At 57.8% G+C, this 23000-nt stretch carries 23 protein-coding genes and 1 riboswitch; of the genes, 11 read left to right on the top strand and 12 right to left on the bottom strand.

What is annotated here, in order from left to right; genetic code table 11:
- Position 1: 1 nt before the first annotated feature.
- The gene (locus DD606_RS14580; protein ID WP_003858483.1) at positions 2-505 is read left to right on the top strand and encodes a fimbrial protein; all 504 of its coding nucleotides are present in this window, start codon (positions 2-4) and stop codon (positions 503-505) included.
- Here DD606_RS14580 and dinG read toward each other — a convergent pair.
- Together dinG and rhlE are read right to left on the bottom strand one after the other, a co-directional pair.
- Positions 492-2669: an ATP-dependent DNA helicase DinG gene (dinG, locus tag DD606_RS14575; RefSeq protein ID WP_129258793.1), complete on the bottom strand. Its 2178-nt coding sequence runs from the start codon at positions 2667-2669 to the stop codon at positions 492-494. The genes DD606_RS14580 and dinG overlap by 14 nt on opposite strands.
- A gap of 97 nt (positions 2670-2766) precedes the next feature.
- The gene (gene rhlE / locus DD606_RS14570; protein ID WP_003858487.1) at positions 2767-4149 is read right to left on the bottom strand and encodes an ATP-dependent RNA helicase RhlE; all 1383 of its coding nucleotides are present in this window, start codon (positions 4147-4149) and stop codon (positions 2767-2769) included.
- A gap of 204 nt (positions 4150-4353) precedes the next feature.
- On the opposite strand from rhlE, the gene cecR reads away from it, so the two are divergent.
- From cecR to DD606_RS14545, 5 genes are read left to right on the top strand one after another with little or no spacing between them, the layout of a single operon-like run.
- A complete protein-coding gene (cecR, locus tag DD606_RS14565; protein WP_003858489.1) occupies positions 4354-5031 on the top strand; it encodes a transcriptional regulator CecR in 678 nt (225 codons plus the stop codon).
- Complete coding sequence (hlyD, locus tag DD606_RS14560; RefSeq protein WP_129258791.1) at positions 5028-6023, top strand: secretion protein HlyD; 996 nt, start codon at positions 5028-5030, stop codon at positions 6021-6023. The genes cecR and hlyD overlap by 4 nt, the downstream gene beginning before the upstream one ends.
- Entirely contained in the window at positions 6016-7755 is a 1740-nt protein-coding gene (locus DD606_RS14555; protein ID WP_129258789.1) for an ATP-binding cassette domain-containing protein, read from the top strand. The genes hlyD and DD606_RS14555 overlap by 8 nt, the downstream gene beginning before the upstream one ends.
- Complete coding sequence (locus DD606_RS14550; protein ID WP_129258788.1) at positions 7745-8878, top strand: ABC transporter permease; 1134 nt, start codon at positions 7745-7747, stop codon at positions 8876-8878. Before DD606_RS14555 ends, DD606_RS14550 begins: the two co-directional genes overlap by 11 nt.
- 9 nt (positions 8879-8887) lie before the next feature.
- Positions 8888-9994: an ABC transporter permease gene (locus DD606_RS14545; protein ID WP_003858497.1), complete on the top strand. Its 1107-nt coding sequence runs from the start codon at positions 8888-8890 to the stop codon at positions 9992-9994.
- Here DD606_RS14545 and DD606_RS14540 read toward each other — a convergent pair.
- A complete protein-coding gene (locus DD606_RS14540) occupies positions 9956-10366 on the bottom strand; it encodes a YbhQ family protein (RefSeq protein ID WP_129258786.1) in 411 nt (136 codons plus the stop codon). The two genes, DD606_RS14545 and DD606_RS14540, sit on opposite strands and share 39 nt — an antisense overlap.
- A gap of 133 nt (positions 10367-10499) precedes the next feature.
- Here DD606_RS14540 and DD606_RS14535 point away from each other — a divergent pair, with 133 nt between their 5' ends.
- The 3 genes from DD606_RS14535 to DD606_RS14525 are packed head-to-tail and all read left to right on the top strand — an operon-like array spanning position 10500 to position 13458.
- Positions 10500-11261 (top strand): endonuclease/exonuclease/phosphatase family protein, encoded by a 762-nt coding sequence (locus DD606_RS14535; protein WP_023315668.1) that lies wholly within the window; start codon positions 10500-10502, stop codon positions 11259-11261.
- Positions 11258-12496 (top strand): cardiolipin synthase ClsB, encoded by a 1239-nt coding sequence (gene clsB / locus DD606_RS14530; protein WP_003858503.1) that lies wholly within the window; start codon positions 11258-11260, stop codon positions 12494-12496. The genes DD606_RS14535 and clsB overlap by 4 nt, the downstream gene beginning before the upstream one ends.
- Positions 12496-13458 carry a YbhN family protein gene (locus tag DD606_RS14525; protein ID WP_003858505.1) on the top strand — a complete coding sequence of 321 codons (963 nt, stop codon included), beginning with the start codon at positions 12496-12498 and terminating at the stop codon, positions 13456-13458. The genes clsB and DD606_RS14525 overlap by 1 nt, the downstream gene beginning before the upstream one ends.
- A 94-nt stretch (positions 13459-13552) precedes the next feature.
- Here DD606_RS14525 and DD606_RS14520 read toward each other — a convergent pair whose 3' ends face one another.
- The 6 genes from DD606_RS14520 to moaA form a co-directional block, all read right to left on the bottom strand.
- Entirely contained in the window at positions 13553-14260 is a 708-nt protein-coding gene (locus tag DD606_RS14520) for a Bax inhibitor-1/YccA family protein (RefSeq protein WP_003858508.1), read from the bottom strand.
- Between the two features lie 58 nt (positions 14261-14318).
- Positions 14319-14771, bottom strand: coding sequence for a molybdopterin synthase catalytic subunit MoaE (gene moaE, locus DD606_RS14515; protein ID WP_003858509.1), 453 nt, complete (start codon positions 14769-14771; stop codon positions 14319-14321).
- A gap of 1 nt (position 14772) precedes the next feature.
- On the bottom strand, positions 14773-15018 hold the full coding sequence (gene moaD / locus DD606_RS14510; RefSeq protein ID WP_129258785.1) for a molybdopterin synthase sulfur carrier subunit: 246 nt from the start codon (positions 15016-15018) through the stop codon (positions 14773-14775).
- Positions 15011-15496 carry a cyclic pyranopterin monophosphate synthase MoaC gene (gene moaC, locus DD606_RS14505; protein ID WP_003858511.1) on the bottom strand — a complete coding sequence of 162 codons (486 nt, stop codon included), beginning with the start codon at positions 15494-15496 and terminating at the stop codon, positions 15011-15013. Before moaC ends, moaD begins: the two co-directional genes overlap by 8 nt.
- Positions 15497-15499: 3 nt before the next feature.
- The gene (moaB, locus tag DD606_RS14500; protein ID WP_003858514.1) at positions 15500-16012 is read right to left on the bottom strand and encodes a molybdenum cofactor biosynthesis protein B; all 513 of its coding nucleotides are present in this window, start codon (positions 16010-16012) and stop codon (positions 15500-15502) included.
- Positions 16013-16036: 24 nt separating this feature from the next.
- The gene (moaA, locus tag DD606_RS14495; protein ID WP_003858516.1) at positions 16037-17026 is read right to left on the bottom strand and encodes a GTP 3',8-cyclase MoaA; all 990 of its coding nucleotides are present in this window, start codon (positions 17024-17026) and stop codon (positions 16037-16039) included.
- A riboswitch (molybdenum cofactor riboswitch) is annotated at positions 17014-17147 on the bottom strand. Its footprint overlaps the gene before it by 13 nt.
- 226 nt (positions 17148-17373) lie before the next feature.
- Between moaA and yvcK the strand changes: the two genes are divergently transcribed.
- Positions 17374-18282, top strand: coding sequence for a uridine diphosphate-N-acetylglucosamine-binding protein YvcK (yvcK, locus tag DD606_RS14490; protein WP_023299636.1), 909 nt, complete (start codon positions 17374-17376; stop codon positions 18280-18282).
- A 79-nt stretch (positions 18283-18361) separates the two neighbouring features.
- Here yvcK and uvrB read toward each other — a convergent pair whose 3' ends face one another.
- Positions 18362-20377, bottom strand: a complete 2016-nt coding sequence (uvrB, locus tag DD606_RS14485; protein ID WP_003858519.1) for an excinuclease ABC subunit UvrB — start codon at positions 20375-20377, stop codon at positions 18362-18364.
- A 748-nt stretch (positions 20378-21125) separates the two neighbouring features.
- Here uvrB and DD606_RS14475 point away from each other — a divergent pair.
- A complete protein-coding gene (locus DD606_RS14475; RefSeq protein WP_045894950.1) occupies positions 21126-21848 on the top strand; it encodes an ABC transporter ATP-binding protein in 723 nt (240 codons plus the stop codon).
- On the opposite strand, the gene bioD is transcribed toward DD606_RS14475, so the two are convergent.
- Both bioD and DD606_RS14465 read right to left on the bottom strand, forming a co-directional pair.
- Complete coding sequence (bioD, locus tag DD606_RS14470; protein ID WP_072250287.1) at positions 21811-22512, bottom strand: dethiobiotin synthase; 702 nt, start codon at positions 22510-22512, stop codon at positions 21811-21813. The genes DD606_RS14475 and bioD overlap by 38 nt on opposite strands.
- The coding region (locus DD606_RS14465; RefSeq protein ID WP_129258783.1) for a methyltransferase domain-containing protein at positions 22505-23000 on the bottom strand (496 nt) is incomplete at its 5' end. The genes DD606_RS14465 and bioD, both read right to left, overlap by 8 nt.

Below are 23000 nucleotides of genomic sequence, written 5' to 3'. Positions count from 1 at the left end.
CATGAAAAAGACAATCGCGTTTCTGACGATGGGCTTACTGGCCCAGGCCCACGCAGACGATATTCAGATCCAGATGACGGGAAATATTTACGCCAATACCTGCATCATTGACAGCGCCAGCCGCAACCTGACGGTGGACTTAGGCCAGACGGTGTCGGGCAGTTTTAAAGACGTGGGGGATACCGGCGAGTGGAAAGACTTTTCCCTGTCAGTATCGCACTGTCCTGCCACGCTGGCGCTTGCCACGGCCTTTTTCTATGGCCAGGCAGACAGCGTGCATCCGACCAAATTTGCCAATATCGGCAGCGCAAAGGGGCTGGCGCTGGAGCTGGCAGACCGGCAGGACAAAATACTGATTGCCCCGCAGGCCGCCTTTAACGCCGCCATCAATCCGAGCGACCACACGGCAACCTTTCCCCTGTCCGCGCGCTACTACGCCACCTCAATGCCCGTCACTGCCGGGACGTTCAGCAGCGTGATTCAGGTGACATTCACTTACCAGTAGGACCGCGCCTCTTTGCACGGATGCTTTTTGTACGCCCGGCAGAGGGTTTTGCCGGGCGTTTTTTTGCCTCCGGCACTTCTGGCTGCTCAATCGGGAAGATCGGCAGCGCATTCAGCAGCCGTTGGCCGTAGTTTTTGGTGAGCAGTCGTTTGTCATAAATCACCACCTCGCCCCAGCAGCCGTGGCTACGGATCAAGCGCCCGACCTGCTGAATAAGGTTAAACGACGCCGCAGGCAGGCTTTGCACTTCAAACGGATAACGGTTCAGGCTTTTCAGCCATTCGCCTTCGGTGATCACCACCGGGCTGTCGATGGGCGGGAAGGCAATTTTGTGGATATGCACCTGCGTCAGGTAGTCACCTTTCAAATCAAGCCCTTCCGCAAAGGACTGTAACCCCACCAGCACGCTGCGCTCGCCGTTATCAATGCGTTTACGGTGGGTTTCCACCAGCCGATAGCGCGGCTGATCGCCCTGCACCAGCAGGAGCAAGCGCAGATCGGTGACGTGCTCCAGGAAGCGTTGCATCGCGCGGCCGCTGGCAAACAGCACCAGCATACCGGGGTATTTTTTACTCTCAACCTGCTCGCGGAAGTAGGCCGCCATTTCCGCAATATGCTGCTCTTCGTTATCGATAAGCGGCTCATAGTTCATGCGCGGGATCACCAGCTTGCCCTGCTCACAGTGGTTGAACGGCGAGTCCAGGGCCACAAAACGGTCCCCCGCTTTCTCTTTCAGGCCGCTCATTTCCTGCAACCTTGAGAAGCTGTTCAGTGAACGCAGGGTCGCCGATGTCACTACCACGTGCGGCACGCTGCGCCAGATCAGCTTTTCCAGCTGATCGGCCACGCGGATGCCCACGCAGTGGAAGAAAAGATGTACCTGCCCGTCTCGCACTTCGCGGGTGGCCCACTTTGTCACCGGCGCGCCGGACGCCTGCGCCATTGAGGCCAGCCGCCAGAGTTTGCTCTGCGCCTCAAACATGCCCAACGCACGGTTCATTTGCAGCAGAATGCGGTGCAAACGCACCACGTCATGGGTACCGGTTTTCTCGCTGAGATCGTTTAAGAACATCTCCGCCAGCCCGCGCAGCTTTTCAAGGTGCTTCGCCAGCTGCTGACAAATTTCCATCACTTCCTGCGGCAACTCCCCCATCGCAAAGCGGTGTTCCGCCTCCTGGGTGGCGGGGAGATACAGGTTAAGAATGTTATTCAGCGAGGCGATGAGGCCGTACACCTCTTCACAGTGCTCGCTCAACCGCTCCGGAACTGCCAGCGGCGGCGTGGTTTTCGGGCGGAACTGCTCCATGCAAGTTGCCACCAGCTTACAGAACAGATCCAGTTGCAGGCGAAACCACGGGGCGGTAATTTCCGCGCTCATCTCCAGCGCATCCCGCGCCACGTCGGGCAGATGATGACCTTCATCGAGCACCAGCAGCAGGTTTTTGGGCTCCGGCAGGACCGCTTCACTCTCCAGTGCGGCCATCACCAGCGCATGGTTGGCGACAACCACCTCCGCTTCCTGAATCTCACGCCGAGCAACAAAGAAAGGGCATTCGCGGTAGTAGTGACAGTTGCGGTTCAGGCAGCTCGCTTTATCGGTGCTGAGCCTGCGCCACAGGTCGTCGCCGATCGCCTGGCTGGTGTGATCCCGCAGGCCGTCCCACCTGTAGCTGTCGAGATCGGCCTTCAGCTTTGCGCACTGCTCCTGCTCCGCCTTGTTATTTGGCGTCAGCTCGTCATCAAGAAACGCGAGCAGATCCTGCTGGGCGGGTTCACTGCTGGCCAGCGCCGCCAGATTGCGCGGGCAGACGTAGCGCCCGCGACCAAAGGCGGCGGTGAAGCGTAAATCGGGGATAATTTTGCGCAGCAGCGGCAAATCTTTGCTGAAGATCTGATCCTGCAAGGCCACGTTGGCGGTGCTGACCACCAGCGTTTTGTCCTCCTCCCGCGCGATGGCGATGCCGGGAATGAGATACGACAGGGTTTTCCCGACGCCGGTCGGGGCTTCAATCGCCAGATGTCGCCCGTCGTCCCCGGCGAGCGTTTTTGCCACGTCGGCAATCATCTGCCGCTGCGGCGCTCGGGGGATAAAATCGGGGATCTGCTGCTGTAGCGCCTTATACCAGGCGCCTATTTGCGCTTTCAGCGCAGCGGTCAAAGCCATCGGTAAACCTGAAATACTGTATAAACAGCCACTATTGTGGCACTTTCTCTCCGCTGCCGCAAAAAGAAAAGCCCGGCTTTACGACCGGGCTTCCAGATTACTGCGGGTTAGCAGGTTTACGCGGGCGGCGTCGGCGCTGCCCCTCGCCTGCCGGTTTCCCTTCGCCGCTACGCCACGGGTTTTCACCGGCTGGTTTGCTGTCGTTATTACGACGCGGCGGTTTGCCCGAAGATTTCGGCGCGCCACCTTCTGAACGACGCGGCTGCTGACCGCGACCACCGCCGCCCTGACCGCGTCCGCCACCCTGACGACCGTTCTGAATTGGCTCGGCTTTGATCGACGGGTCCACTTCATAGCCCGGGGTTTCAATGCGCGGGATCTCTTTCTTCAGCAGGCGTTCAATGTCGCGTAGAAGCTTGTGTTCATCCACGCAAACCAGAGAGAGCGCTTCCCCGGTTGCCGCCGCACGGCCGGTACGGCCGATACGGTGAACGTAATCTTCCGGCACGTTTGGCAGCTCGTAGTTCACCACGTGCGGCAGCTCTTCGATATCCAGACCGCGTGCGGCGATGTCGGTCGCCACCAGCACGCGAATGTCGCCAGATTTAAAGTCCGCCAGCGCGCGGGTACGCGCGCCCTGGCTCTTGTTGCCGTGGATCGCCGCGCTGCGGATGCCGTCTTTATTCAGCTGTTCCGCCAGGTGGTTGGCGCCGTGCTTGGTGCGGGTAAAGACCAGCACCTGCTGCCAGTTGCCCTGGCCGATCATCTGGGAGAGCAGTTCCCGCTTGCGCTTCTTATCTACAAAGTGCACGTGCTGCGTCACCTGCTCGGAGGCGGTGTTGCGGCGCGCGACTTCCACTTCCAGCGGGTTATGCAGCAGCTTTTCCGCCAGCGCCTTGATCTCGTCGGAGAAGGTCGCGGAGAAGAGCAGGTTCTGACGACGCGTCGGCAGCTTCGCCAGCACGCGACGAATGTCGTGGATGAAGCCCATGTCCAGCATACGGTCGGCTTCGTCCAGCACCAGGATTTCGATGTTATCGAGCTTCACCGCGTTCTGGTGTTCCAGATCCAGCAGACGTCCCGGTGTTGCCACCAGCACGTCCACGCCGCCGCGCAGCTTCATCATCTGCGGGTTAATGCTTACCCCGCCGAAAACTACCAGCGAACGAATGTTGAGGTAGCGGCTGTATTCACGCACGTTCTCGCCAATCTGGGCCGCCAGCTCGCGGGTTGGGGTGAGGATCAGCGCACGCACCGGACGACGGCCTTTGGCGTGCGGCTGGTTTTTTACCAACAGCTCCAGCAGCGGCAGGGTAAAGCCCGCGGTCTTACCGGTACCGGTCTGCGCGCTTGCCATCAGGTCACGGCCCTGCAAAACGGCCGGAATGGCCTGCTGCTGGATAGGGGTTGGCTCAACGTAGCCCTGCTCTGCGATGGCGCGCAGAATTTCCGGGTTCAGACCAAGGGAATCAAAAGACATAAAAACTCCGAACCGCCCCGACCATCACAGGTGTAGTTTTCAGGGAGATATAACGAATAGAAGGACAAAAACCACAATGTCGCGAAGGTGCGGAGTGTAGCAGCTTTTGTGACGTGGCGCATAAAATATCCCCGGCGATGACTCGACGTTTGCGCAAATCAGGCATAATCTTAATCAATCGATTGATTAATTTTTAATGCTGCTATGAATACAACCCCAACGACAACCAAAGGCGAACAGGCGAAAAGTCAGCTTATCGCCGCCGCGCTGGCGCAGTTTGGCGAGTATGGTCTGCATGCCACCACGCGGGATATCGCCGCTCAGGCCGGGCAGAATATTGCGGCCATCACCTACTATTTTGGCTCAAAAGAGGATTTATACCTCGCCTGCGCCCAGTGGATCGCGGATTTTATCGGCACCAGCTTTCGCCCGCACGTGGAAGAAGCCACCGCGCTGTTCAGCCAGCCAGAGCCTGACCGGGCTGCCATCCGCCAGCTGATCCTTAACGCCTGTCACAACATGATCCGCCTGCTGACGCACGACGATACGCTGAACCTGAGCAAATTTATCTCCCGCGAGCAGCTCTCCCCCACTGCCGCGTACCAGCTGGTGCACGATCAGGTGATCGCCCCGATGCACAGCCATCTGACCCGGCTGATCGCCGCCTATACCGGACGGGACGCGAGCGATACCGACACCATTTTGCATACCCACGCCCTGCTGGGCGAAGTGCTCGCCTTCCGTCTGGGGCGTGAGACCATCCTGTTACGTACGGGCTGGACACAATTCGATGAGGATAAAGCCGCGCAAATTAGCCAGGTCATTACCTGTCACGTTGATCTGATCCTGCAAGGCTTAACGCAAAGGAGCCAGAAGTCATGAAAAAACCTGTCGCCATCATTATGGTGGTTGTTGTCTTGCTTGCCGCGGGAACAGGCGGCTGGCTGTGGTATCAGAGCCAGCAGGATCGTGGCCTGACGCTGTATGGCAACGTGGATATCCGCACCGTCAACATGAGCTTCCGCGTTGGCGGACGGCTGGCCTCGCTGAACGTTGACGAAGGCGATGCCATCAAAGCCGGGCAGACGCTGGGGATGCTGGACAAAGCCCCGTTTGAGAACGCGCTGATGCAGGCAAAAGCAGGCGTCTCCGTCGCACAGGCGCAATACGACCTGATGCTGGCGGGCTATCGTGACGAAGAGATCTCCCAGGCGGCCGCTGCCGTTAAGCAGGCAAAAGCCGCCTATGACTATGCGCAGAATTTTTATAACCGTCAGCAAGGCTTATGGAAAAGCCGTACTATTTCCGCCAACGACCTGGAAAATGCGCGCTCATCCCGCGACCAGGCACAGGCGACGCTGAAATCTGCCCAGGATAAGCTAAGCCAGTACCGCACCGGTAACCGTGCGCAGGACATTGCCCAGGCGAAGGCCAGCCTTGAGCAGGCGCAGGCGCAGTTAGCCCAGGCGGAGCTGGATCTGCACGACACCACGTTAATCGCCCCGTCTGACGGCACGCTGATGACCCGCGCCGTGGAGCCGGGCAGCATGCTCAGCGCGGGCAGCACCGTGTTAACGCTCTCCTTAACCCGTCCGGTGTGGGTGCGCGCTTACATTGATGAGCCGAATCTTGGCCAGATGCAGCCGGGCCGCGAACTGCTGCTCTATACCGACGGTCGCCCGGACAAGCCGTATCACGGCAAAGTGGGCTTCGTCTCTCCTACCGCCGAGTTCACGCCAAAAACCGTTGAAACCCCGGACCTGCGTACCGACCTGGTGTATCGCCTGCGCATCATCGTCACCGATGCGGACGACGCGCTGCGTCAGGGCATGCCTGTTACCGTGACCTTAAACGACGGGGAACGACATGAATGACGCGGTTATCCAGCTCAACAATCTGGTCAAACGCTTCCCGGGAATGGCTAAACCGGCGGTCGCACCGCTGAATTGTACGATTCAGAAAGGCTATGTGACCGGGCTGGTGGGGCCGGACGGCGCGGGTAAAACCACGCTGATGCGGATGCTGGCGGGATTGCTGAAGCCGGATGAAGGCAGTGCCAGCGTGCTTGGCCTCGATCCGATCAAAGACGACGCGGCGCTCCACGGCATACTCGGCTATATGCCGCAGAAGTTTGGTCTGTACGAAGATCTGACGGTAATGGAAAACCTCAACCTGTACGCCGACCTGCGCAGCGTCACCGGCGAAACCCGGGAGAAAACCTTCGCCCGCCTGCTGGAATTTACCTCGCTCGGCCCGTTCACCGACCGGCTGGCGGGCAAGCTCTCCGGCGGGATGAAGCAGAAACTGGGGCTGGCCTGCACGCTGGTGGGCGAACCGAAGGTGCTGTTGCTGGATGAACCCGGCGTCGGCGTGGACCCGATTTCCCGCCGTGAACTGTGGCAGATGGTGCACGAGCTGGCGGGTGACGGCATGCTGATCCTCTGGAGTACCTCATACCTTGATGAAGCAGAACAGTGCCGCGACGTGCTGCTGATGAATGAAGGCGAACTGCTCTATCAGGGCGAACCCACCGAGCTGACGCAAACCATGGCCGGGCGAAGTTTTCTGCTGCACAGCGCGCAGGAATCCAACCGCACGCTGCTGCAACGGGTGCTGAAGCTGCCCCAGGTGAGCGACGGGATGATTCAGGGCCGTTCGGTGCGCGTGATCCTCAAAAAAGAGGCCACCGCCGACGATATCCGGCGTGCGCAGGGGATGCCTGAGATCGACATGACAGAGACCGCGCCGCGCTTTGAAGATGCGTTTATCGATCTGCTGGGCGGGGCGGGAACCTCAGAATCACCGCTTGGCGCCATTCTGCACACGGTGGAAGGTACGCCGGGCGAAACGGTCATTGAAGCGAAATCGCTCACCAAAAAATTCGGCGATTTCGCCGCCACCGATAACGTCAATTTTGCCGTGAAGCGCGGCGAGATATTTGGCCTGCTCGGGCCGAACGGCGCAGGAAAATCCACCACCTTTAAAATGATGTGCGGTCTGCTGGTACCGACGTCCGGCAAAGCGCTGGTGCTGAACATGGATCTCAAAGTCAGCTCCGGCAAGGCGCGCCAGCACCTGGGCTATATGGCGCAGAAGTTTTCGCTCTACGGCAACCTGACGGTGGAGCAAAATCTGCGATTTTTCTCCGGCGTCTATGGCCTGCGGGGACGGGCGCAGAACCAGAAGATCGGCCGCATGTGCGACGCCTTCGGCCTGACCGATATCGCCTCGCAGGCGACCGACGCGCTGCCGCTTGGCTTCAAACAGCGGCTGGCGCTGGCCTGCTCACTGATGCACGAGCCGGATATCCTGTTTCTTGATGAACCTACGTCAGGCGTGGATCCCCTCACCCGCCGTGAATTCTGGTTGCATATCAATAGCATGGTGGAAAAAGGCGTGACCGTGATGGTCACCACCCACTTTATGGACGAGGCGGAGTATTGCGACCGTATCGGGCTGGTCTATCGCGGCAAGCTGATTGCCCACGGCACGCCGGATGACCTGAAAGCGCAGGCCGCCGACGACTCGCAGCCAGACCCGACCATGGAGCAGGCGTTTATCACCCTCATCCACGACTGGGATAAGGAGAATACTCATGCGCAGTAACGCCCTCTCCTGGCGCCGGGTGCGCGCCCTGTGCGTTAAAGAGACGCGTCAGATCGTGCGCGATCCCAGCAGCTGGCTGATTGCGGTGGTGATCCCCCTGCTGCTGCTGTTTATCTTTGGCTACGGCATTAACCTGGACTCCAGCAAGCTGCGGGTCGGGATTTTACTCGAACAGCAGAGCGAAGAGGCGCTGGACTTTACCCACGCCATGACCGGTTCGCCCTACATTGACGCCACTATCAGCGACAATCGTCAGGAGCTGATCCAGAAGATGCAGGCCGGGAAGATTCGCGGTCTGATCGTCATTCCGGTGGATTTTGCCGCCAACATGGCGCGGGCGAATACCGATGCGCCGATCCAGGTCATCACTGACGGCAGCGAGCCAAACACCGCGAACTTCGTGCAGGGCTACGCGGAGGGGATCTGGCAGCTCTGGCAGATGCAGCGCGCCGAAGACCGGGGGGAGGAGTTTGAACAGCTGATTGACGTGCAGACGCGCTACTGGTTTAACCCCGCCGCCATCAGCCAGCACTTTATTATTCCGGGCGCGGTAACGATTATTATGACGGTGATCGGCGCGATCCTCACTTCGCTGGTGATCGCCCGCGAGTGGGAGCGCGGCACCATGGAGGCGCTGCTCTCGACCGAAGTGACGCGCGTCGAGCTGCTGCTGTGCAAGCTTATTCCCTACTACTTCCTCGGCATGCTGGCGATGCTGCTCTGCATGCTGGTGTCCGTCTTTATCCTCGGCGTGCCGTACCGCGGCTCGCTGGTGGTGCTGTTCTTTATCACAAGCCTGTTTTTACTCAGCACGCTGGGGATGGGGCTGCTCATCTCCACCATCACCCGCAACCAGTTTAACGCCGCGCAGGTGGCGCTGAACGCCGCTTTCCTGCCGTCAATAATGCTCTCAGGGTTCATCTTCCAGATAGACAGCATGCCTGCCGTCATCCGCGCCGTGACCTACATTATCCCGGCGCGCTACTTCGTGAGCACGCTGCAAAGCCTGTTCCTGGCGGGGAATATTCCGGTAGTGCTGATTATCAACACGCTGTTTTTAATGGCGTCGGCGGTGATGTTTATCGGGTTGACGTGGATGAAAACCAAACGGCGGTTAGATTAAGGAGCGCGCATGTTTCACCGTTTATGGACACTGATCCGCAAAGAACTGCAATCCCTGCTGCGCGAGCCGCAGACCCGCGCCATTCTGGTGCTGCCGGTGCTGCTTCAGGTTGTACTGTTTCCGTTTGCCGCCACGCTGGAGGTCACTAACGCCACCATCGCCATTTACAACGAAGACAATGGCAAGCATTCCGTCGAGCTGACGCAGCGTTTCGCCCGCGCCAAAGCCTTTACCCATGTCCTGCTGCTGCAAAGCCCGCAGGCTATCCAGCCCACCATCGACACGCAGAAAGCATTATTGCTGGTGCGCTTCCCGGCGGATTTCTCCCGCAATCTGGACACCTTCCAGACCGCGCCGATGCAGCTGATCCTCGACGGGCGTAACTCCAACAGCGCCCAGATTGCGGCCAACTACCTCCAGCAGGTGGTGAAGGACTACCAGCAGGAGCTGATGGACGGCAAACCTAAGCCCAACAACAGCGAGCTGGTGGTGCGCAACTGGTACAACCCGAATCTGGACTACAAGTGGTTTGTGGTGCCGTCGCTGATCGCCATGATCACCACCATTGGCGTGATGATTGTCACCTCGCTGTCCGTGGCACGCGAACGTGAGCAAGGTACGCTGGATCAGCTGCTGGTCTCGCCGCTCGCCACCTGGCAGATATTTGTCGGCAAGGCGGTGCCGGCACTGATTGTCGCGACGTTCCAGGCCACCATCGTGCTGGGGGTGGGAATATGGGCGTACCAGATCCCGTTTGCCGGATCGCTGGCGCTGTTTTACTTCACGATGGTGATTTACGGCCTGTCGCTGGTGGGGTTTGGGCTGCTGATTTCCGCGCTATGCTCAACGCAGCAGCAGGCGTTTATTGGGGTGTTTGTCTTTATGATGCCGGCGATTTTGCTTTCTGGGTACGTTTCGCCAGTGGAGAACATGCCGGTGTGGTTACAGGATTTGACGTGGATAAACCCGATTCGTCACTTCACGGATATCACCAAGCAAATCTATCTGAAGGATGCGAGTCTGGATATTGTGTGGGGAAGTTTGTGGCCGCTACTGGTCATCGCGGCCACTACGGGCTCAGTGGCCTATGCGATGTTTAGACGAAACATCGCGTAGCTTTTTCTCTTTGGTGAGCAACGACACCACCGCGGGTCCTGCGAGGATGGCCAGACCCGCCAGGGCCAGCAGCAGGTTGTTTTGCAGCACGCGTGACAACAGCCACAGGACGATCATTGCCGCACCAAAATACCAGGTGGTGGTGAGCTCTTCGAGCACATCTCCCACTTCACGCCAGCGCGCGTCGTGGTGACGCTGTAAAAACAGCATCGACAGCAGGGTCACGCCGTAAACCACGCATAACCCTAAGCCAACACGCACCAGCGTGCCGCTCATCCAGCCCATCACCAGTACGGCCACGACCAGTAAATGCAACATTATCTGCCAGCAACTCAAACCGGTTGCGACACGAACGCGTTGTTGCCACTTCATGGCTTCTCTCCTGAAGGATTTTTCTCTGCTAATTCAGACTACCGCACTTTACGGAAAATTCCGTAACGCCGCATCTTTTTGTGACGCCTACTACACTTTATTTTCATCGGGATAGTCACCCAGGAAGGTGTTTATGAGCAAAAAAACGCAGCATTTCTCGCTTAAGGTGCTGACGATAAACATTCATAAGGGATTCACAGCATTTAACCGCCGCTTCATTTTACCGGAGCTGCGCGACGCGGTACGCACCGTCAGCGCCGATATTGTCTGCCTCCAGGAGGTCATGGGCGCGCATGAAGTGCACCCGATGCATTTCGAAAACTGGCCCGACACGCCCCACTACGAGTTTCTGGCGGATACCATGTGGAGCGATTACGCCTACGGGCGCAATGCGGTCTACCCGGAGGGGCATCACGGTAACGCGGTGCTGTCGCGTTTTCCTATCGAGCATTATGAGAACCGGGACGTCTCCGTTGGCGAGAGTGAAAAACGCGGGCTGTTATACTGTCGTATCACCCCCCCAGAGCTCGATTTTCCCATTCATGTAGGCTGTGTTCATCTTGGGCTGCGTGAAGCCCACCGTCAGGCCCAGCTACAGATGCTGGCAGACTGGACAAATGCGCTGCCGGAGGGCGAGCCCGTGGTGGTGGCCGGTGATTTCAACGACTGGCGACAGCGTGCCAACCATCCGCTGAAGGTGAATGCGGGGCTGGAGGAGATTTTCACCCGCGCACGCGGTCGTCCCGCGCGAACGTTTCCGGTGCGCTTCCCCCTGCTGCGCCTTGACCGCATCTACGTAAAAAATGCCCACGCCAGCAGCCCGACGGCGCTGGCTTTACTCAACTGGCGACATCTCTCCGACCATGCCCCACTCAGCGCGGAGATCCACTTATGAAATGCACATGGCAGGAAGGTAACCGTATTACGCTGCTGGAAAATGGCGATAACTATTATCCGGCGGTTTTTGAGGCGATTAGCCACGCACAGCAGAAAGTCTTTCTGGAAACGTTTATCTGGTTTGAAGACGACGTGGGCAGGCAGTTGCACAGCGCACTGCTGCATGCCGCTCGTCGCGGTATAAAAATCGAGGTCCTGCTCGACGGATATGGTTCGCCGGATCTCAGCGACGAATTTGTTAACGAGCTCACCGCCGCAGGGGTGGTGTTCCGCTATTACGATCCCGGCCCGCGTCTGTTCGGCATGCGCACCAACCTGTTCCGCCGTATGCACCGCAAAATTGTGGTGGTGGATGAAACGGTGGCCTTCGTGGGCGGCATTAACTACTCCGCCGAGCATATGTCGGATTACGGTCCCGAAGCGAAACAGGACTACGCGATCCGTATCGAAGGGCCGGTAGTGCAGGACATCCAGCTGTTCGTGCTGGAAAACTTACCCGGCAAGGAGGCCGTCCGCCGCTGGTGGCGACGCCGTCACCGCCCGGAGGAGAACCGCAAGCCTGGCGAGGCGCAGGCCCTGTTCGTCTGGCGTGATAACGAGGAGCATCGGGACGATATCGAGCGTCATTACCTGAAGATGCTGGCGAACGCGAAGCGCGAGGTGATTATCGCTAACGCCTATTTCTTCCCCGGTTACCGGATTTTGCATGCCATGCGCAACGCGGCCCGACGCGGCGTGAGCGTGAAGCTTATCGTGCAGGGTGAGCCCGATATGCCGATTGTGAAGGTGGGCGCGCGTCTGCTCTATCGCTATCTGGTCAAAAGCGGCGTGCAGATCTATGAATATCGCCGCCGCCCGCTGCACGGCAAAGTCGCCGTGATGGACGATCACTGGGCGACTGTCGGCTCCAGTAACCTCGATCCACTGAGCTTATCGCTTAATCTGGAAGCGAACCTCATCATCCACGATCGCCAGTTTAATCACACCCTGCGCGATAACCTTCAGGGTCTTATTAATAAAGACTGCGTGCGTGTGGATGAGTCCATGGTGCCGAAACGGAGCTGGTGGAACGTGGGCATCGGCGTGGTGGTGTTCCACTTCCTGCGCCACTTCCCGGCCATGGTGGGCTGGCTGCCCGCGCATACGCCGAAACTGGCGCTGGTGGATCCGCCTGTGCAACCCGAAATGGAAACCCAGGACCGCGTAGAGGCGGAAGATGGAGGGAAAACCTGATGTCGAAATCTCATCCTCGCTGGCGGCTGGCGAAAAAAATCCTGACCTGGCTGTTCTTTATTGCCGTCGCGGTACTGCTGGTGGTGTATGCCCAGAAGGTGGACTGGGAAGAGGTGTGGAAAGTTATTCGCAACTACAACCGGACAGTCCTGCTGGGTGCCGTTGGGCTGGTGATTGTGAGCTACCTGATGTACGGCTGCTATGACCTGCTGGGACGCGCCTACTGCGGGCATAAGCTTGCCAAACGGCAGGTTATGCTGGTGTCATTCATCTGCTACGCCTTTAACCTGACGCTGAGCACCTGGGTGGGCGGGATTGGTATGCGCTATCGCCTGTACTCCCGCCTTGGCTTACCGGGCGGCACCATTACGCGTATTTTCTCCTTAAGCATCACCACCAACTGGCTGGGGTATATTCTGCTGGGCGGGGTGATTTTCACCATCGGCGTGGTGCAGCTGCCTGCGCACTGGTACATCGATGAGGCCACTCTGCGCATTCTGGGCATCGTACTGCTGCTGATCATCGCGGCCTACCTGTGGGCCTGCGCCTTTGCCAAACGTCGTCACATGACCATTAAAGGCCAGAAGCTGGTGCTGCCGTCATGGAAGTTTGCCGTCCTGCAAATGGTGGTTTCCAGCGCCAACTGGATGGCGATGGGGGCTATTATCTGGCTGTTAATTGGCGAAGATGTGAATTACTTCTTCGTGCTGGGCGTGTTGCTGGTAAGCAGTATTGCCGGGGTGATTGTGCATATTCCGGCGGGTATTGGCGTACTGGAAGCGGTGTTTATCGCGCTGCTTGCGGGGGAGCATGTGTCTCACGGGACGATTATCGCCGCCCTGCTCGCGTACCGCATGATCTACTACTTCCTGCCGCTGGCGCTGGCAACGGTCTGTTATCTGGTGCTGGAGAGTCGGGCGAAGAAGCTGCGCGCGAAGAACGAGAAGGCGATGGCAAAATAAAAGCAAAACGGCAACTTCGTTGCCGTTTTTAGGGTTTGTTCCCTCTCCCTGTGGGAGAGGGTCAGGGTGAGGGCATCAGACAGCGCCACCCTCACTAACGACGGTTGCCGAAGATACGCAGCAGCATCAGGAACAGGTTGATGAAGTCCAGATAAAGCGTCAACGCGCCCAGAATCGAGTATTTGCGCAGGTTTGAACTGTCACGAACATCAATTTGTTCACCGATGTTTTTCAGCTTCTGGGTGTCGTAGGCGGTTAAGCCCACGAAGATCACCACCCCGATATAGGTCACCGCCCACATCAGCGCGTCACTTTTCAGCCACAGGTTCACCAGCGACGCCAGCACAATCCCAATCAGCCCCATAAACAGCATGTTGCCGAAGCCGCTCAGGTCACGTTTGGTGGTGTAACCGTACAGGCTCATCACACCGAACATCCCGCCGGTCACCACAAAGGTGCTGGCGATGGAGGAGTAGGTGTAAACGATGAAAATACTGGAAAGCGTCAGCCCGGTCAGCGCCGAATAGAGCATAAACAGCGTGGTCGCCATACCCGAGCTGAGCTTGTGCACCAGCCCGGAGAGCACAAATACCAGCGCCAGTTGCGCAATAATCAGCCCAAAGAAGGTGATTTTGCTGGAGAAGATAAACATCATCAGTTCAGGCGTGTTTGCCGCATACCACGCGATAAACGCGGTAAGCAGCAGGCCAACCGTCATCCAGCCATATACCTGAGCCATGTAGGTTTGCAGCCCGCTACGGGTCTGCTGAACTATCGAATCGGAACGCGGAAATCGGTCCATGATTCACTCCTGATTAAGTAAACACACATGTTAAGACTAACACATCCACGTAAACCTGTTACCAACGGCTGGCGGCATGCTTATCGCTGTCGCGTGATTCCACCCAGCGCTCACCTTCCGGCGTCGCTTCACGTTTCCAGAACGGCGCTTTGGTTTTAAGATAATCCATGATGAACTCCCCCGCCGCAAACGCACTCCCGCGATGGGCGCTGGTGACGCCGACAAACACAATCTCTTCGCCGGGCCACATTTCGCCGATGCGATGGATAACCGTAACGCGTCCCAGCGGCCAGCGGCCTCGCGCCTCTTCGACAATGGCCGCCAGTGATTTTTCGGTCATCCCCGGATAGTGCTCCAGCGTCAGCGCTTTTACGCTGTCGCCGAGGTTGTGGTTACGCACTTTTCCGGTAAACGTCACGACCGCGCCGTCTTCATCGCGCTCTGCCAGCCAGCTGTATTCGGTACCGACGCTAAAGCGCTCAGGGCCGACCAGAATTCGGGTTTCCGTCATCTTAACCCCCTGTTACCGGCGGGAAGAAGGCCACTTCGTCCCCATCGGCCAGCGGTTGGGTCAACTCCACCAGCGTCTGATTCACGGCGGCCAGCAGTTTGCCTTCATCCAGCGCCAGCGCCCAACGGTCGCCTTGCGCCGCCAGATGCGCGCGCAGGGCGGCGACGTTTTCGAAAGAGCCGTCCAGCGTCAGGCTGTCGGTATTGACCAGCTCACGGACCTGGGCAAAAAAAAGCACCTTAATCATGGCTTTCTACCTTAAAATCGCCGGATTTGCCGCCGCTTTTTGCCAACAGACGCACCGGGCCAATCACCATATCTTTCTGCACCGCTTTACACATGTCGTAGATGGTCAGCGCCGCCACGGAGGCCGCCGTCAACGCCTCCATCTCCACGCCGGTTTTCCCGGTTAAGCGGCACAAGGACTCGATACGCACGCGATTATGCGCCGGCTGCGCCTGCAAATTTACCTCCACTTTGCTGAGCATCAGCGGATGGCAGAGCGGAATGAGGTCCCAGGTACGTTTAGCGGCCTGAATACCAGCGATACGGGCGGTGGCAAACACATCACCCTTGTGATGGCTGCCGTCGATAATCATCGCCAGCGTCTCCGGCAGCATGGTGATGAACGCTTCAGCACGCGCCTCGCGCACCGTTTCGGCTTTGGCGGAGACATCCACCATATGCGCTTCGCCAGCGGCGTTTATGTGGGTCAGTTGTGACATAGCTTATTTCTTTAAATGGGGATGGAAGTTACACGGACGGGTACGAGCATCCAGCTGCGGGGCAATAATGTTTTCCCACGCGGTGCGGCAGGCTTTGGTCGACCCCGGCATGGCGAAGATCAGCGTCTTGTTCGCCACCCCCGCGACAGCACGGGACTGAAGCGTAGAGGTACCAATCTCTTCAAACGAGAGCATGCGGAACACTTCGCCGAAGCCTTCCACTTCGCGATCGAACAGCGGGAGCAGCGCTTCCGGCGCCTGGTCGCCTGCGGTAAAGCCGGTGCCGCCAGTGATCAGCACCACCTGGACGTCATCGTTCGCAATCCACTGTGAGACCTGAGCGCGAATGGCGTAACGGTTTTCTTTGACGATCGCTTTATCAACAATCTGGTGTCCGGCTTCGTGTGCCGCCTCGCGCAGCCAGTGGCCGGAGGTATCATCCTCTTCACCACGACGTTCGGAAACGGTAAGAATAGCAATGCGTGTCGGGATAAATTCCGCGCTTACTTGACTCATCTTCTGGTTCCTTCTAAAGCCTGATTACCCGCCGATATAGGACAGGTTCTGAGTAATGCCGGTGTTGCCCTGATGCAGGAAATGGGTCTGCTTTTTGTGCGTCAGCGCCTCGGAAATGCGTGCTTCAAGCGCGTCCTGTTGAGCGTCATCTTCCAGCAAATCGCGCAGATCGACGCCGCCATCCCCGAACAGGCAAAGATGGAGCTTGCCAACGGAGGAGACACGCAGGCGGTTGCAGCTGGCACAGAAGTCTTTTTCATAGGGCATGATCAGGCCGATTTCGCCTTCATAATCCGGATGACAAAAAACCTGCGCCGGGCCATCGCTGCGCTGGCGGATCTGATGGATCCAGCCGCGTTTCAGCAGCTCGTCGCGCAACACCATGCCGGAAATATGGTGACGGCGGAACAGCTCGCTGCCCTCGCCCGTTTCCATCAGCTCGATAAAACGCAGTTGAATGGGACGGGATTTAATCCACGCCAGGAAGGTGTCCAACTGATGGTGGTTTACGTCGCGCATCAGCACCGTGTTGACTTTGACTTTTTCGAACCCGGCGGTAAACGCCGCATCGATGCCGTCCATCACCTGGCGGAACTTGTCCTGACCGGTAATGGCGTGAAACTGCCGGGCATCAAGGCTGTCCACGCTGACGTTGATCGCCGTCAGCCCCGCATCGCGCCAGTACGCCACGTCACGCGCCATGCGGTAACCGTTGGTGGTCACCGCGATCTGGCGGATACGTTCGTTTTCACGCACGGCGGCAATAATGTCAGGGAAATCACGACGCAGGGAGGGCTCTCCCCCGGTAAGACGCACTTTTTCCGTGCCGAGTTCCGAGAACGCACGCGTAACGCGGCGTACTTCATCCACGGAGAGAAAGCCATTATTGGTGACGCTGCCCGGCTTGTAGCCATCGGGCAGGCAGTAGGTGCAACGGAAGTTGCACACATCGGTAATCGACAGACGCAAGTAGTAAAACTTACGCGCGAAAGCATCAGTAAGTTGTGAAGCCATGTACACCTTTCCAGATCGGGAGGCACAGTCATTTCTTTCTGTACCCTGGTGGCAAATCCGCCACGGCCAGGGCGCCATATCTCTCGACACAGGCGCCAGGGCTAGAGTGTATGTTTTCAGTTTTGAAAACGTGGTTATGGCGATAGTAGCGTGGAAATCGCCACTTCGCCATTGTCGCTTTTCGCTATATAAATTTATACATAACGATGTTATCGTGCATTTTCACTACAGAATACGCAAAAACAGCGCTTTCGCATTGATATACGTCATTATGGATTGTGAGAGGCATCGTCTTTTAGGAGTAGTTGCGTTACTGTGACGCAAGCTTAACAGGATAAGGAATAGGTATGCGCAATCGCACTTTTGCGGATCTGGACCGCGTGGTCGCTCTTGGCGGAGGTCACGGGCTGGGACGGGTTATGTCGTCGTTATCGTCACTGGGCTCGCGCCTGACGGGCATCGTGACAACAACGGACAACGGCGGCTCAACCGGGCGGATCCGACGTGCTGAAGGCGGGATAGCCTGGGGCGACATGCGCAACTGCCTCAACCAGCTCATCACTGAGCCAAGCGTGGCCTCGGCGATGTTTGAGTACCGTTTTGGCGGGAATGGCGAACTTTCAGGCCATAACCTTGGAAATCTGATGTTAAAGGCGCTGGATCACCTGAGCGTGCGCCCTCTGGAAGCGATCAATTTAATTCGTAACCTGCTAAAAGTGGATGCGTTCCTGATCCCAATGTCCGAACAGCCGGTAGATTTGATGGCGATCGATGCTGACGATCACGAAGTGTATGGTGAAGTGAATATCGACCAGCTTCTTCTGCCGCCAAAAGAGCTGATGACCTACCCCAGCGTACCCGCAACGCGTGAAGCGGTAGAAGCGATTGGCGAGGCCGATCTGATCCTGATTGGGCCGGGAAGTTTTTACACCAGCCTGATGCCGATCCTGCTGGTGAAAGAGCTGGCGCAGGCGCTGCGCAGAACGCCTGCGCCCATGGTCTATATCGGTAATTTAGGCCGCGAACTCAGCCCGGCGGCGGCAAGCCTGTCGCTGGCGGATAAGCTGGACCTGATGGAACAGTACGTTGGTAAGAAAATTATCGATGGTGTCGTGGTCGGACCGAAAGTGGATGTATCAGGGATTGGCGATCGCGTGGTGGTACAGGAGCCGCTGGAAGCCAGCGATATTAAATATCGCCACGACCGCCATCTGCTACGCGAGGCGCTGGAGAAGGCGATTCAGGCATTAGGTTAGGTTCGTTTTGTGCGGCCTGATGCCCTCACCCCGGCCCTCTCCCACAGGGAGAGGGAGAAAACGCCACCGGGCAAAAAATTCACGATGCCGCAATAAACAGATCCCGCAGCTGATGCAGCTGATCGCGGATTTGGGCGGCCTCTTCGAACTCCAGGTTCTGCGCATGCTGCATCATCTGCCCTTCCAGCTCGTGGATCTTCTGCTGCAACGCTTTCGGCGTCAGCGCGACGGTATCCTCTTCCACCACTGAACGGGCCTTGCCGCGGCCTTTCGCTTTGGTCTTCGCAATGTTCTGACCCAGCGCCAGGATATCCACCACCTTCTTGTTCAGCCCCTGCGGCGTGATGCCGTGCTCTTCGTTATAGCGCTGCTGCTTCTCGCGACGACGTTCCGTTTCGCCAATCGCTTTGGCCATCGACGGGGTGATTTTATCCCCGTACAGGATCGCCTTCCCGTTGACGTTACGCGCGGCGCGGCCAATGGTCTGGATCAGCGAGCGCTCGGAACGCAGGAAGCCCTCTTTGTCCGCGTCCAGAATCGCCACCAGCGACACCTCCGGCATATCCAGACCTTCTCGCAGAAGGTTAATTCCTACCAGCACGTCGAACTCGCCCAGACGCAGATCGCGGATGATCTCCATACGCTCCACGGTATCGATATCCGAGTGCAGATACCGCACCTTCTCGCCGTGTTCTTCCAGATACTCCGTCAAATCTTCCGCCATACGTTTGGTGAGCGTGGTAACCAGCACGCGCTCGTTGATGGCGGAACGGGCACGTATTTCCGAGAGCAGATCGTCCACCTGCGTCGCCACCGGACGCACCTCGATAATCGGATCCAGCAGCCCGGTCGGACGCACCACCTGGTCCACCACGTCATCACCGGATTTTTCCAGCTCGTAGTTGCCCGGCGTCGCCGATACGTAGATGGTCTGCGGAGCAAGCGCCTCAAATTCTTCAAACTTCATCGGACGGTTGTCCAGCGCTGACGGCAGTCGGAACCCGTACTCAACCAGCGTCTCTTTACGCGCGCGGTCACCGCGGTACATCCCGCCGATCTGGGGGATCGTAACGTGGGATTCGTCGATCACCAGCAGGCCGTCCGCCGGAAGGTAGTCAAACAGCGTCGGCGGCGCTTCGCCCGGCCCGCGCCCGGAGAGGTAGCGCGAGTAGTTTTCGATGCCGGAGCAGTAGCCCAGCTCGTTCATCATCTCCAGATCGAACTGGGTACGCTGGCTCAGGCGTTGCTCTTCCAGCAGCTTATTGTTCGCCAGCAGCACCTTGCGGCGGTCCGCCAGCTCAATTTTGATCTCTTCCATCGCCTGCACGATACGCTCGCGTGGCGTCACGTAGTGCGTTTTCGGGTAGATGGTGAAGCGCTGGATCACCGACTCGACGTGACCGGTCAACGGATCGAACAGTGACAGGCGTTCAACCTCTTCGTCGAACAGCTCCACGCGCAGCGCCATGTCGTCCGATTCCGCCGGGAAGATATCAATCACCTCGCCACGCACGCGGAAGGTCCCGCGCTGGAACGCCTGATCGTTACGGGTGTACTGCAACTCCGCCAGACGGCGCAAAATCGCCCGCTGATCGATGATCATCCCCTGCGTCAGGTGCAGCATCATCTTGAGATAGAGATCCGGATCGCCCAGGCCGTAGATCGCCGACACCGAGGCCACCACCACCACATCACGACGCTCCAGCAGCGCCTTGGTCGCCGACAAACGCATCTGCTCGATATGTTCGTTCACCGAGGCATCTTTCTCGATAAACGTGTCGGAGCTGGGAACGTAGGCTTCCGGCTGGTAGTAGTCGTAGTAGGAGACGAAATACTCCACCGCGTTTTCCGGGAAGAACTCTTTCATCTCACCATACAGCTGCGCCGCCAGCGTTTTGTTCGGCGCGAGGACCATCGTCGGACGCTGGAGATCGGCAATGACGTTGGCAATGGTGAAGGTTTTGCCCGAACCGGTAACCCCCAGCAGGGTCTGGTGCGCCAGCCCGTCCTCCAGCCCCTCTTCCAGGCGACGAATAGCCTCGGGCTGATCCCCGGAAGGACGGAAAGCAGAATTCAGTTTAAACGGTTTACTCATGGGCGACGACCTGATGACAGAATAAGCGGCAGGTGAGTAATTTTACTCGTTGTGGCCAGGATTGCCAGTAAAAAACACTGGATGAAAAACCAGTAGCGTGTCAGGATATTTAGCGTAGCGCAGAGAGGATTAGTGCGTTCGCGAGCCAAATTTCGACTGTGACAAAATAAAACACCAGCCTCAGGGGGTTATCCCCAGAACTATTACTTTTTTAACATTTGTCAAGGGCGGTTATGAAAGTTTTATGGCAACAGGTGTCGCTGGCGTTGAGGGAATTGCTTTTATCTAATTCGTTAAAAAATAAAGACTAATTTATTAAGCCGCGTTTCCCATCAATTTGGTCGTAACCCGCGTATTCTCTCGCTTATCGCGTGTTTTCTAACTCTAATGCACAAGGTTATCCACAGGAATAGTGGATAACTGCCTCCAGCCCGTACAGCATGCACTTCAGCAAATTCCCGGTTTTTCCCACGAAGCGGCAGTAAAAAATTTTTATCACTCTTTTTTGCCTGGAAAACGTTCATTTTTTCATAAGCAACTGGCGAGATCTTAATCACAATTCTGTCATTTCTCCTGCACCACGATTCGACATACGCGGCACCGGGAATGTGCATTTCGTATAAACCTACAGCTTTTGATAGTGAGTTATTCCTAAAAATGGCCTTTTTTAATCATTATGAAGTTCCTGGCAGGCGTTTTGCAGACATCACTCTGTGCATCACCCCCACATATTTTTAAGGAGAGAAAGATGTTGAGTCTGCGTGCTGTAAATCAGTTTTACGGAAGCCAACATACGCTATGGAACGTGAATATCGATTTCCCGCAAGGCATCTGTACGGGCATTGTTGGCCTGCCTGGCATGGGTAAATCCACGCTCATGAACTGCATTACCGGAAAGGTGCCCGTTGAGAGCGGCACCATCATCTGGCATGAGGCTGGCGCGCCGCCGCGTAATTTGCTCAGCCCTGCGTCAGCATTCACGGCGCCGCCGACGATAGGCTACGTCCCGCAGGATCGGCGGATATTTTCCCAGCTGACCGTCGATGAAAATCTGCATATCGCTATGCGGGCGACGGGGAAACCCGACCCGACATCAAAAAATGACGTGTACGCCCTGTTTCCGGAGCTCTATCCGCTGCGACAGAGCCGTGCCTCTGCGCTGTCCCCCGACGACCAGTATCAGCTGGCTCTCGCCAGTGCGCTGGTTAATCGCCCGCGCGTGTTGATTCTGGATGAGCCCATGTATGGCGCAGGGCACGGTTTCGCGCGCAGGCTGGGGCAGTTGCTGGTGCGGCTGAATCGGGAGCTGGGAATGACGGTGCTGTTAGCTGAGCAACAGCTGTCGTTTATCCGCCGGGTAGCGGATCGTTTCTGCATGCTCTATCGCGGGCGTAACGTGGCACAGGGCCACGTTAACGAGCTGGATGACGACCTTATTGCGCACTGGATGGCGCGGAACATAAGGCGCTAAGGTCAAGATAGCGTCCGGTTTCCGCCTGCTCTGCGCCGTCGGCAAGCCACGGGATCTCGCCGAGAAACGGCGCAGGCAGCCCCCGCTTCAGCGTCGCCAGATACTCAGCATGACGTTTACCCGGCGCAACCACGTCATTGGCAATCCACCCTGCCAGACGCAACCCGGCCTGCTGCACGGCCTGAGCGGTCAGCATGGCGTGATTGATACAGCCAAGCTTCACGCCGACCACCAGAATGACCGGAAGCTGCTCGGCCTGCACCCAGTCAGCAAATGTCTGCTCGTCGGACAGCGGGGTAAACCAGCCGCCAGCCCCCTCCACCAGCACCCAGTCGGCCTGCGTTTCCAGGTCGCGTAACCCGGAAGAGAGCACCGAAAAATCAATCGGACGATCTTCATCGGCGCTGACGATGTGCGGCGAGGTGGGTTCAGCAAAGGTATAGGGGTTCACCGCAGAATAGGCCAGCGCAAGGCTGCTATTACGCTGTAGCGCCAGCGCATCGGTATTGCGTAAGCCTTCCGGCGTCATCTCGCTGCCGGAGGCTACGGGCTTATACCCGGCAGTTGTTTTCCCCAGCAGACGCGCCGCCTGCAACAGCGCGGCGCTGGCAACCGTTTTACCGACTTCAGTGTCCGTGCCGGTAACAAAATAACGTTCAGTCACGTTCAATAATCCCATGAAAAAGATGATAAGAGAGCGGGAACCGGCCCCGCTCCTGCGGCCAGGCCAGCTCGAGACGCTGGAGTTGGCCGCGGGTAAGGGGTTTCTTCTCCCGTCCGGCGTGCAGGTGCGTCGCGCCTATGCCCTTAAGCGATCGCATGGCGCTTAACGCATCGCTAAATTCGAGGGTGACGGTCTGGACCACGCTGCGATAGCGCCAGCCTGCCAGCGCCTGAGTGACCTGTTCGTGCGAGAGAAACCGGTTGGCATGAGGCTGTGCATCCACTGCCCTCCACGCCTGATTCAGCTCCGGCAACGAACTTTCCAGCAGGGTGGTAAAGGCCACCGCTCCGCCGGGCCGCGCCACGCGGTATAACTCGCGTAGGGCCTGCGGCAGGCTGGCGCACCACTGCACCGCCAGATGGCTCCAGACGAGGTCAAACAGCGCATCCTCCAGCGGGATGGCCTCGATATCGGCCACCAGATAACGG

It is taken from the genome of Enterobacter cloacae complex sp. GF14B (genome assembly GCF_004136805.1).
Classification (GTDB): domain Bacteria; phylum Pseudomonadota; class Gammaproteobacteria; order Enterobacterales; family Enterobacteriaceae; genus Enterobacter; species Enterobacter hormaechei_C.
Note: the sequence above shows the minus strand (reverse complement) of the source record. Positions and strands in the feature narration are given on the sequence as shown.

What these genes read in the sequence shown, in the direction of transcription:
- yvcK (WP_023299636.1), top strand. Translation starts at nt 17,374, where the DNA reads ATGCGCAATCGCACTTTTGCGGATCTGGACCGCGTGGTCGCTCTTGGC.
- DD606_RS14520 (WP_003858508.1), bottom strand. Translation starts at nt 14,260, where the DNA reads ATGGACCGATTTCCGCGTTCCGATTCGATAGTTCAGCAGACCCGTAGC.
- dinG (WP_129258793.1), bottom strand. Translation starts at nt 2,669, where the DNA reads ATGGCTTTGACCGCTGCGCTGAAAGCGCAAATAGGCGCCTGGTATAAG.
- DD606_RS14580 (WP_003858483.1), top strand. Translation starts at nt 2, where the DNA reads ATGAAAAAGACAATCGCGTTTCTGACGATGGGCTTACTGGCCCAGGCC.
- DD606_RS14475 (WP_045894950.1), top strand. Translation starts at nt 21,126, where the DNA reads ATGTTGAGTCTGCGTGCTGTAAATCAGTTTTACGGAAGCCAACATACG.
- cecR (WP_003858489.1), top strand. Translation starts at nt 4,354, where the DNA reads ATGAATACAACCCCAACGACAACCAAAGGCGAACAGGCGAAAAGTCAG.
- clsB (WP_003858503.1), top strand. Translation starts at nt 11,258, where the DNA reads ATGAAATGCACATGGCAGGAAGGTAACCGTATTACGCTGCTGGAAAAT.
- uvrB (WP_003858519.1), bottom strand. Translation starts at nt 20,377, where the DNA reads ATGAGTAAACCGTTTAAACTGAATTCTGCTTTCCGTCCTTCCGGGGAT.
- moaD (WP_129258785.1), bottom strand. Translation starts at nt 15,018, where the DNA reads ATGATTAAGGTGCTTTTTTTTGCCCAGGTCCGTGAGCTGGTCAATACC.
- DD606_RS14525 (WP_003858505.1), top strand. Translation starts at nt 12,496, where the DNA reads ATGTCGAAATCTCATCCTCGCTGGCGGCTGGCGAAAAAAATCCTGACC.
- DD606_RS14545 (WP_003858497.1), top strand. Translation starts at nt 8,888, where the DNA reads ATGTTTCACCGTTTATGGACACTGATCCGCAAAGAACTGCAATCCCTG.
- DD606_RS14550 (WP_129258788.1), top strand. Translation starts at nt 7,745, where the DNA reads ATGCGCAGTAACGCCCTCTCCTGGCGCCGGGTGCGCGCCCTGTGCGTT.
- moaE (WP_003858509.1), bottom strand. Translation starts at nt 14,771, where the DNA reads ATGACGGAAACCCGAATTCTGGTCGGCCCTGAGCGCTTTAGCGTCGGT.
- moaA (WP_003858516.1), bottom strand. Translation starts at nt 17,026, where the DNA reads ATGGCTTCACAACTTACTGATGCTTTCGCGCGTAAGTTTTACTACTTG.
- hlyD (WP_129258791.1), top strand. Translation starts at nt 5,028, where the DNA reads ATGAAAAAACCTGTCGCCATCATTATGGTGGTTGTTGTCTTGCTTGCC.
- DD606_RS14555 (WP_129258789.1), top strand. Translation starts at nt 6,016, where the DNA reads ATGAATGACGCGGTTATCCAGCTCAACAATCTGGTCAAACGCTTCCCG.
- DD606_RS14540 (WP_129258786.1), bottom strand. Translation starts at nt 10,366, where the DNA reads ATGAAGTGGCAACAACGCGTTCGTGTCGCAACCGGTTTGAGTTGCTGG.
- DD606_RS14535 (WP_023315668.1), top strand. Translation starts at nt 10,500, where the DNA reads ATGAGCAAAAAAACGCAGCATTTCTCGCTTAAGGTGCTGACGATAAAC.
- moaB (WP_003858514.1), bottom strand. Translation starts at nt 16,012, where the DNA reads ATGAGTCAAGTAAGCGCGGAATTTATCCCGACACGCATTGCTATTCTT.
- moaC (WP_003858511.1), bottom strand. Translation starts at nt 15,496, where the DNA reads ATGTCACAACTGACCCACATAAACGCCGCTGGCGAAGCGCATATGGTG.
- rhlE (WP_003858487.1), bottom strand. Translation starts at nt 4,149, where the DNA reads ATGTCTTTTGATTCCCTTGGTCTGAACCCGGAAATTCTGCGCGCCATC.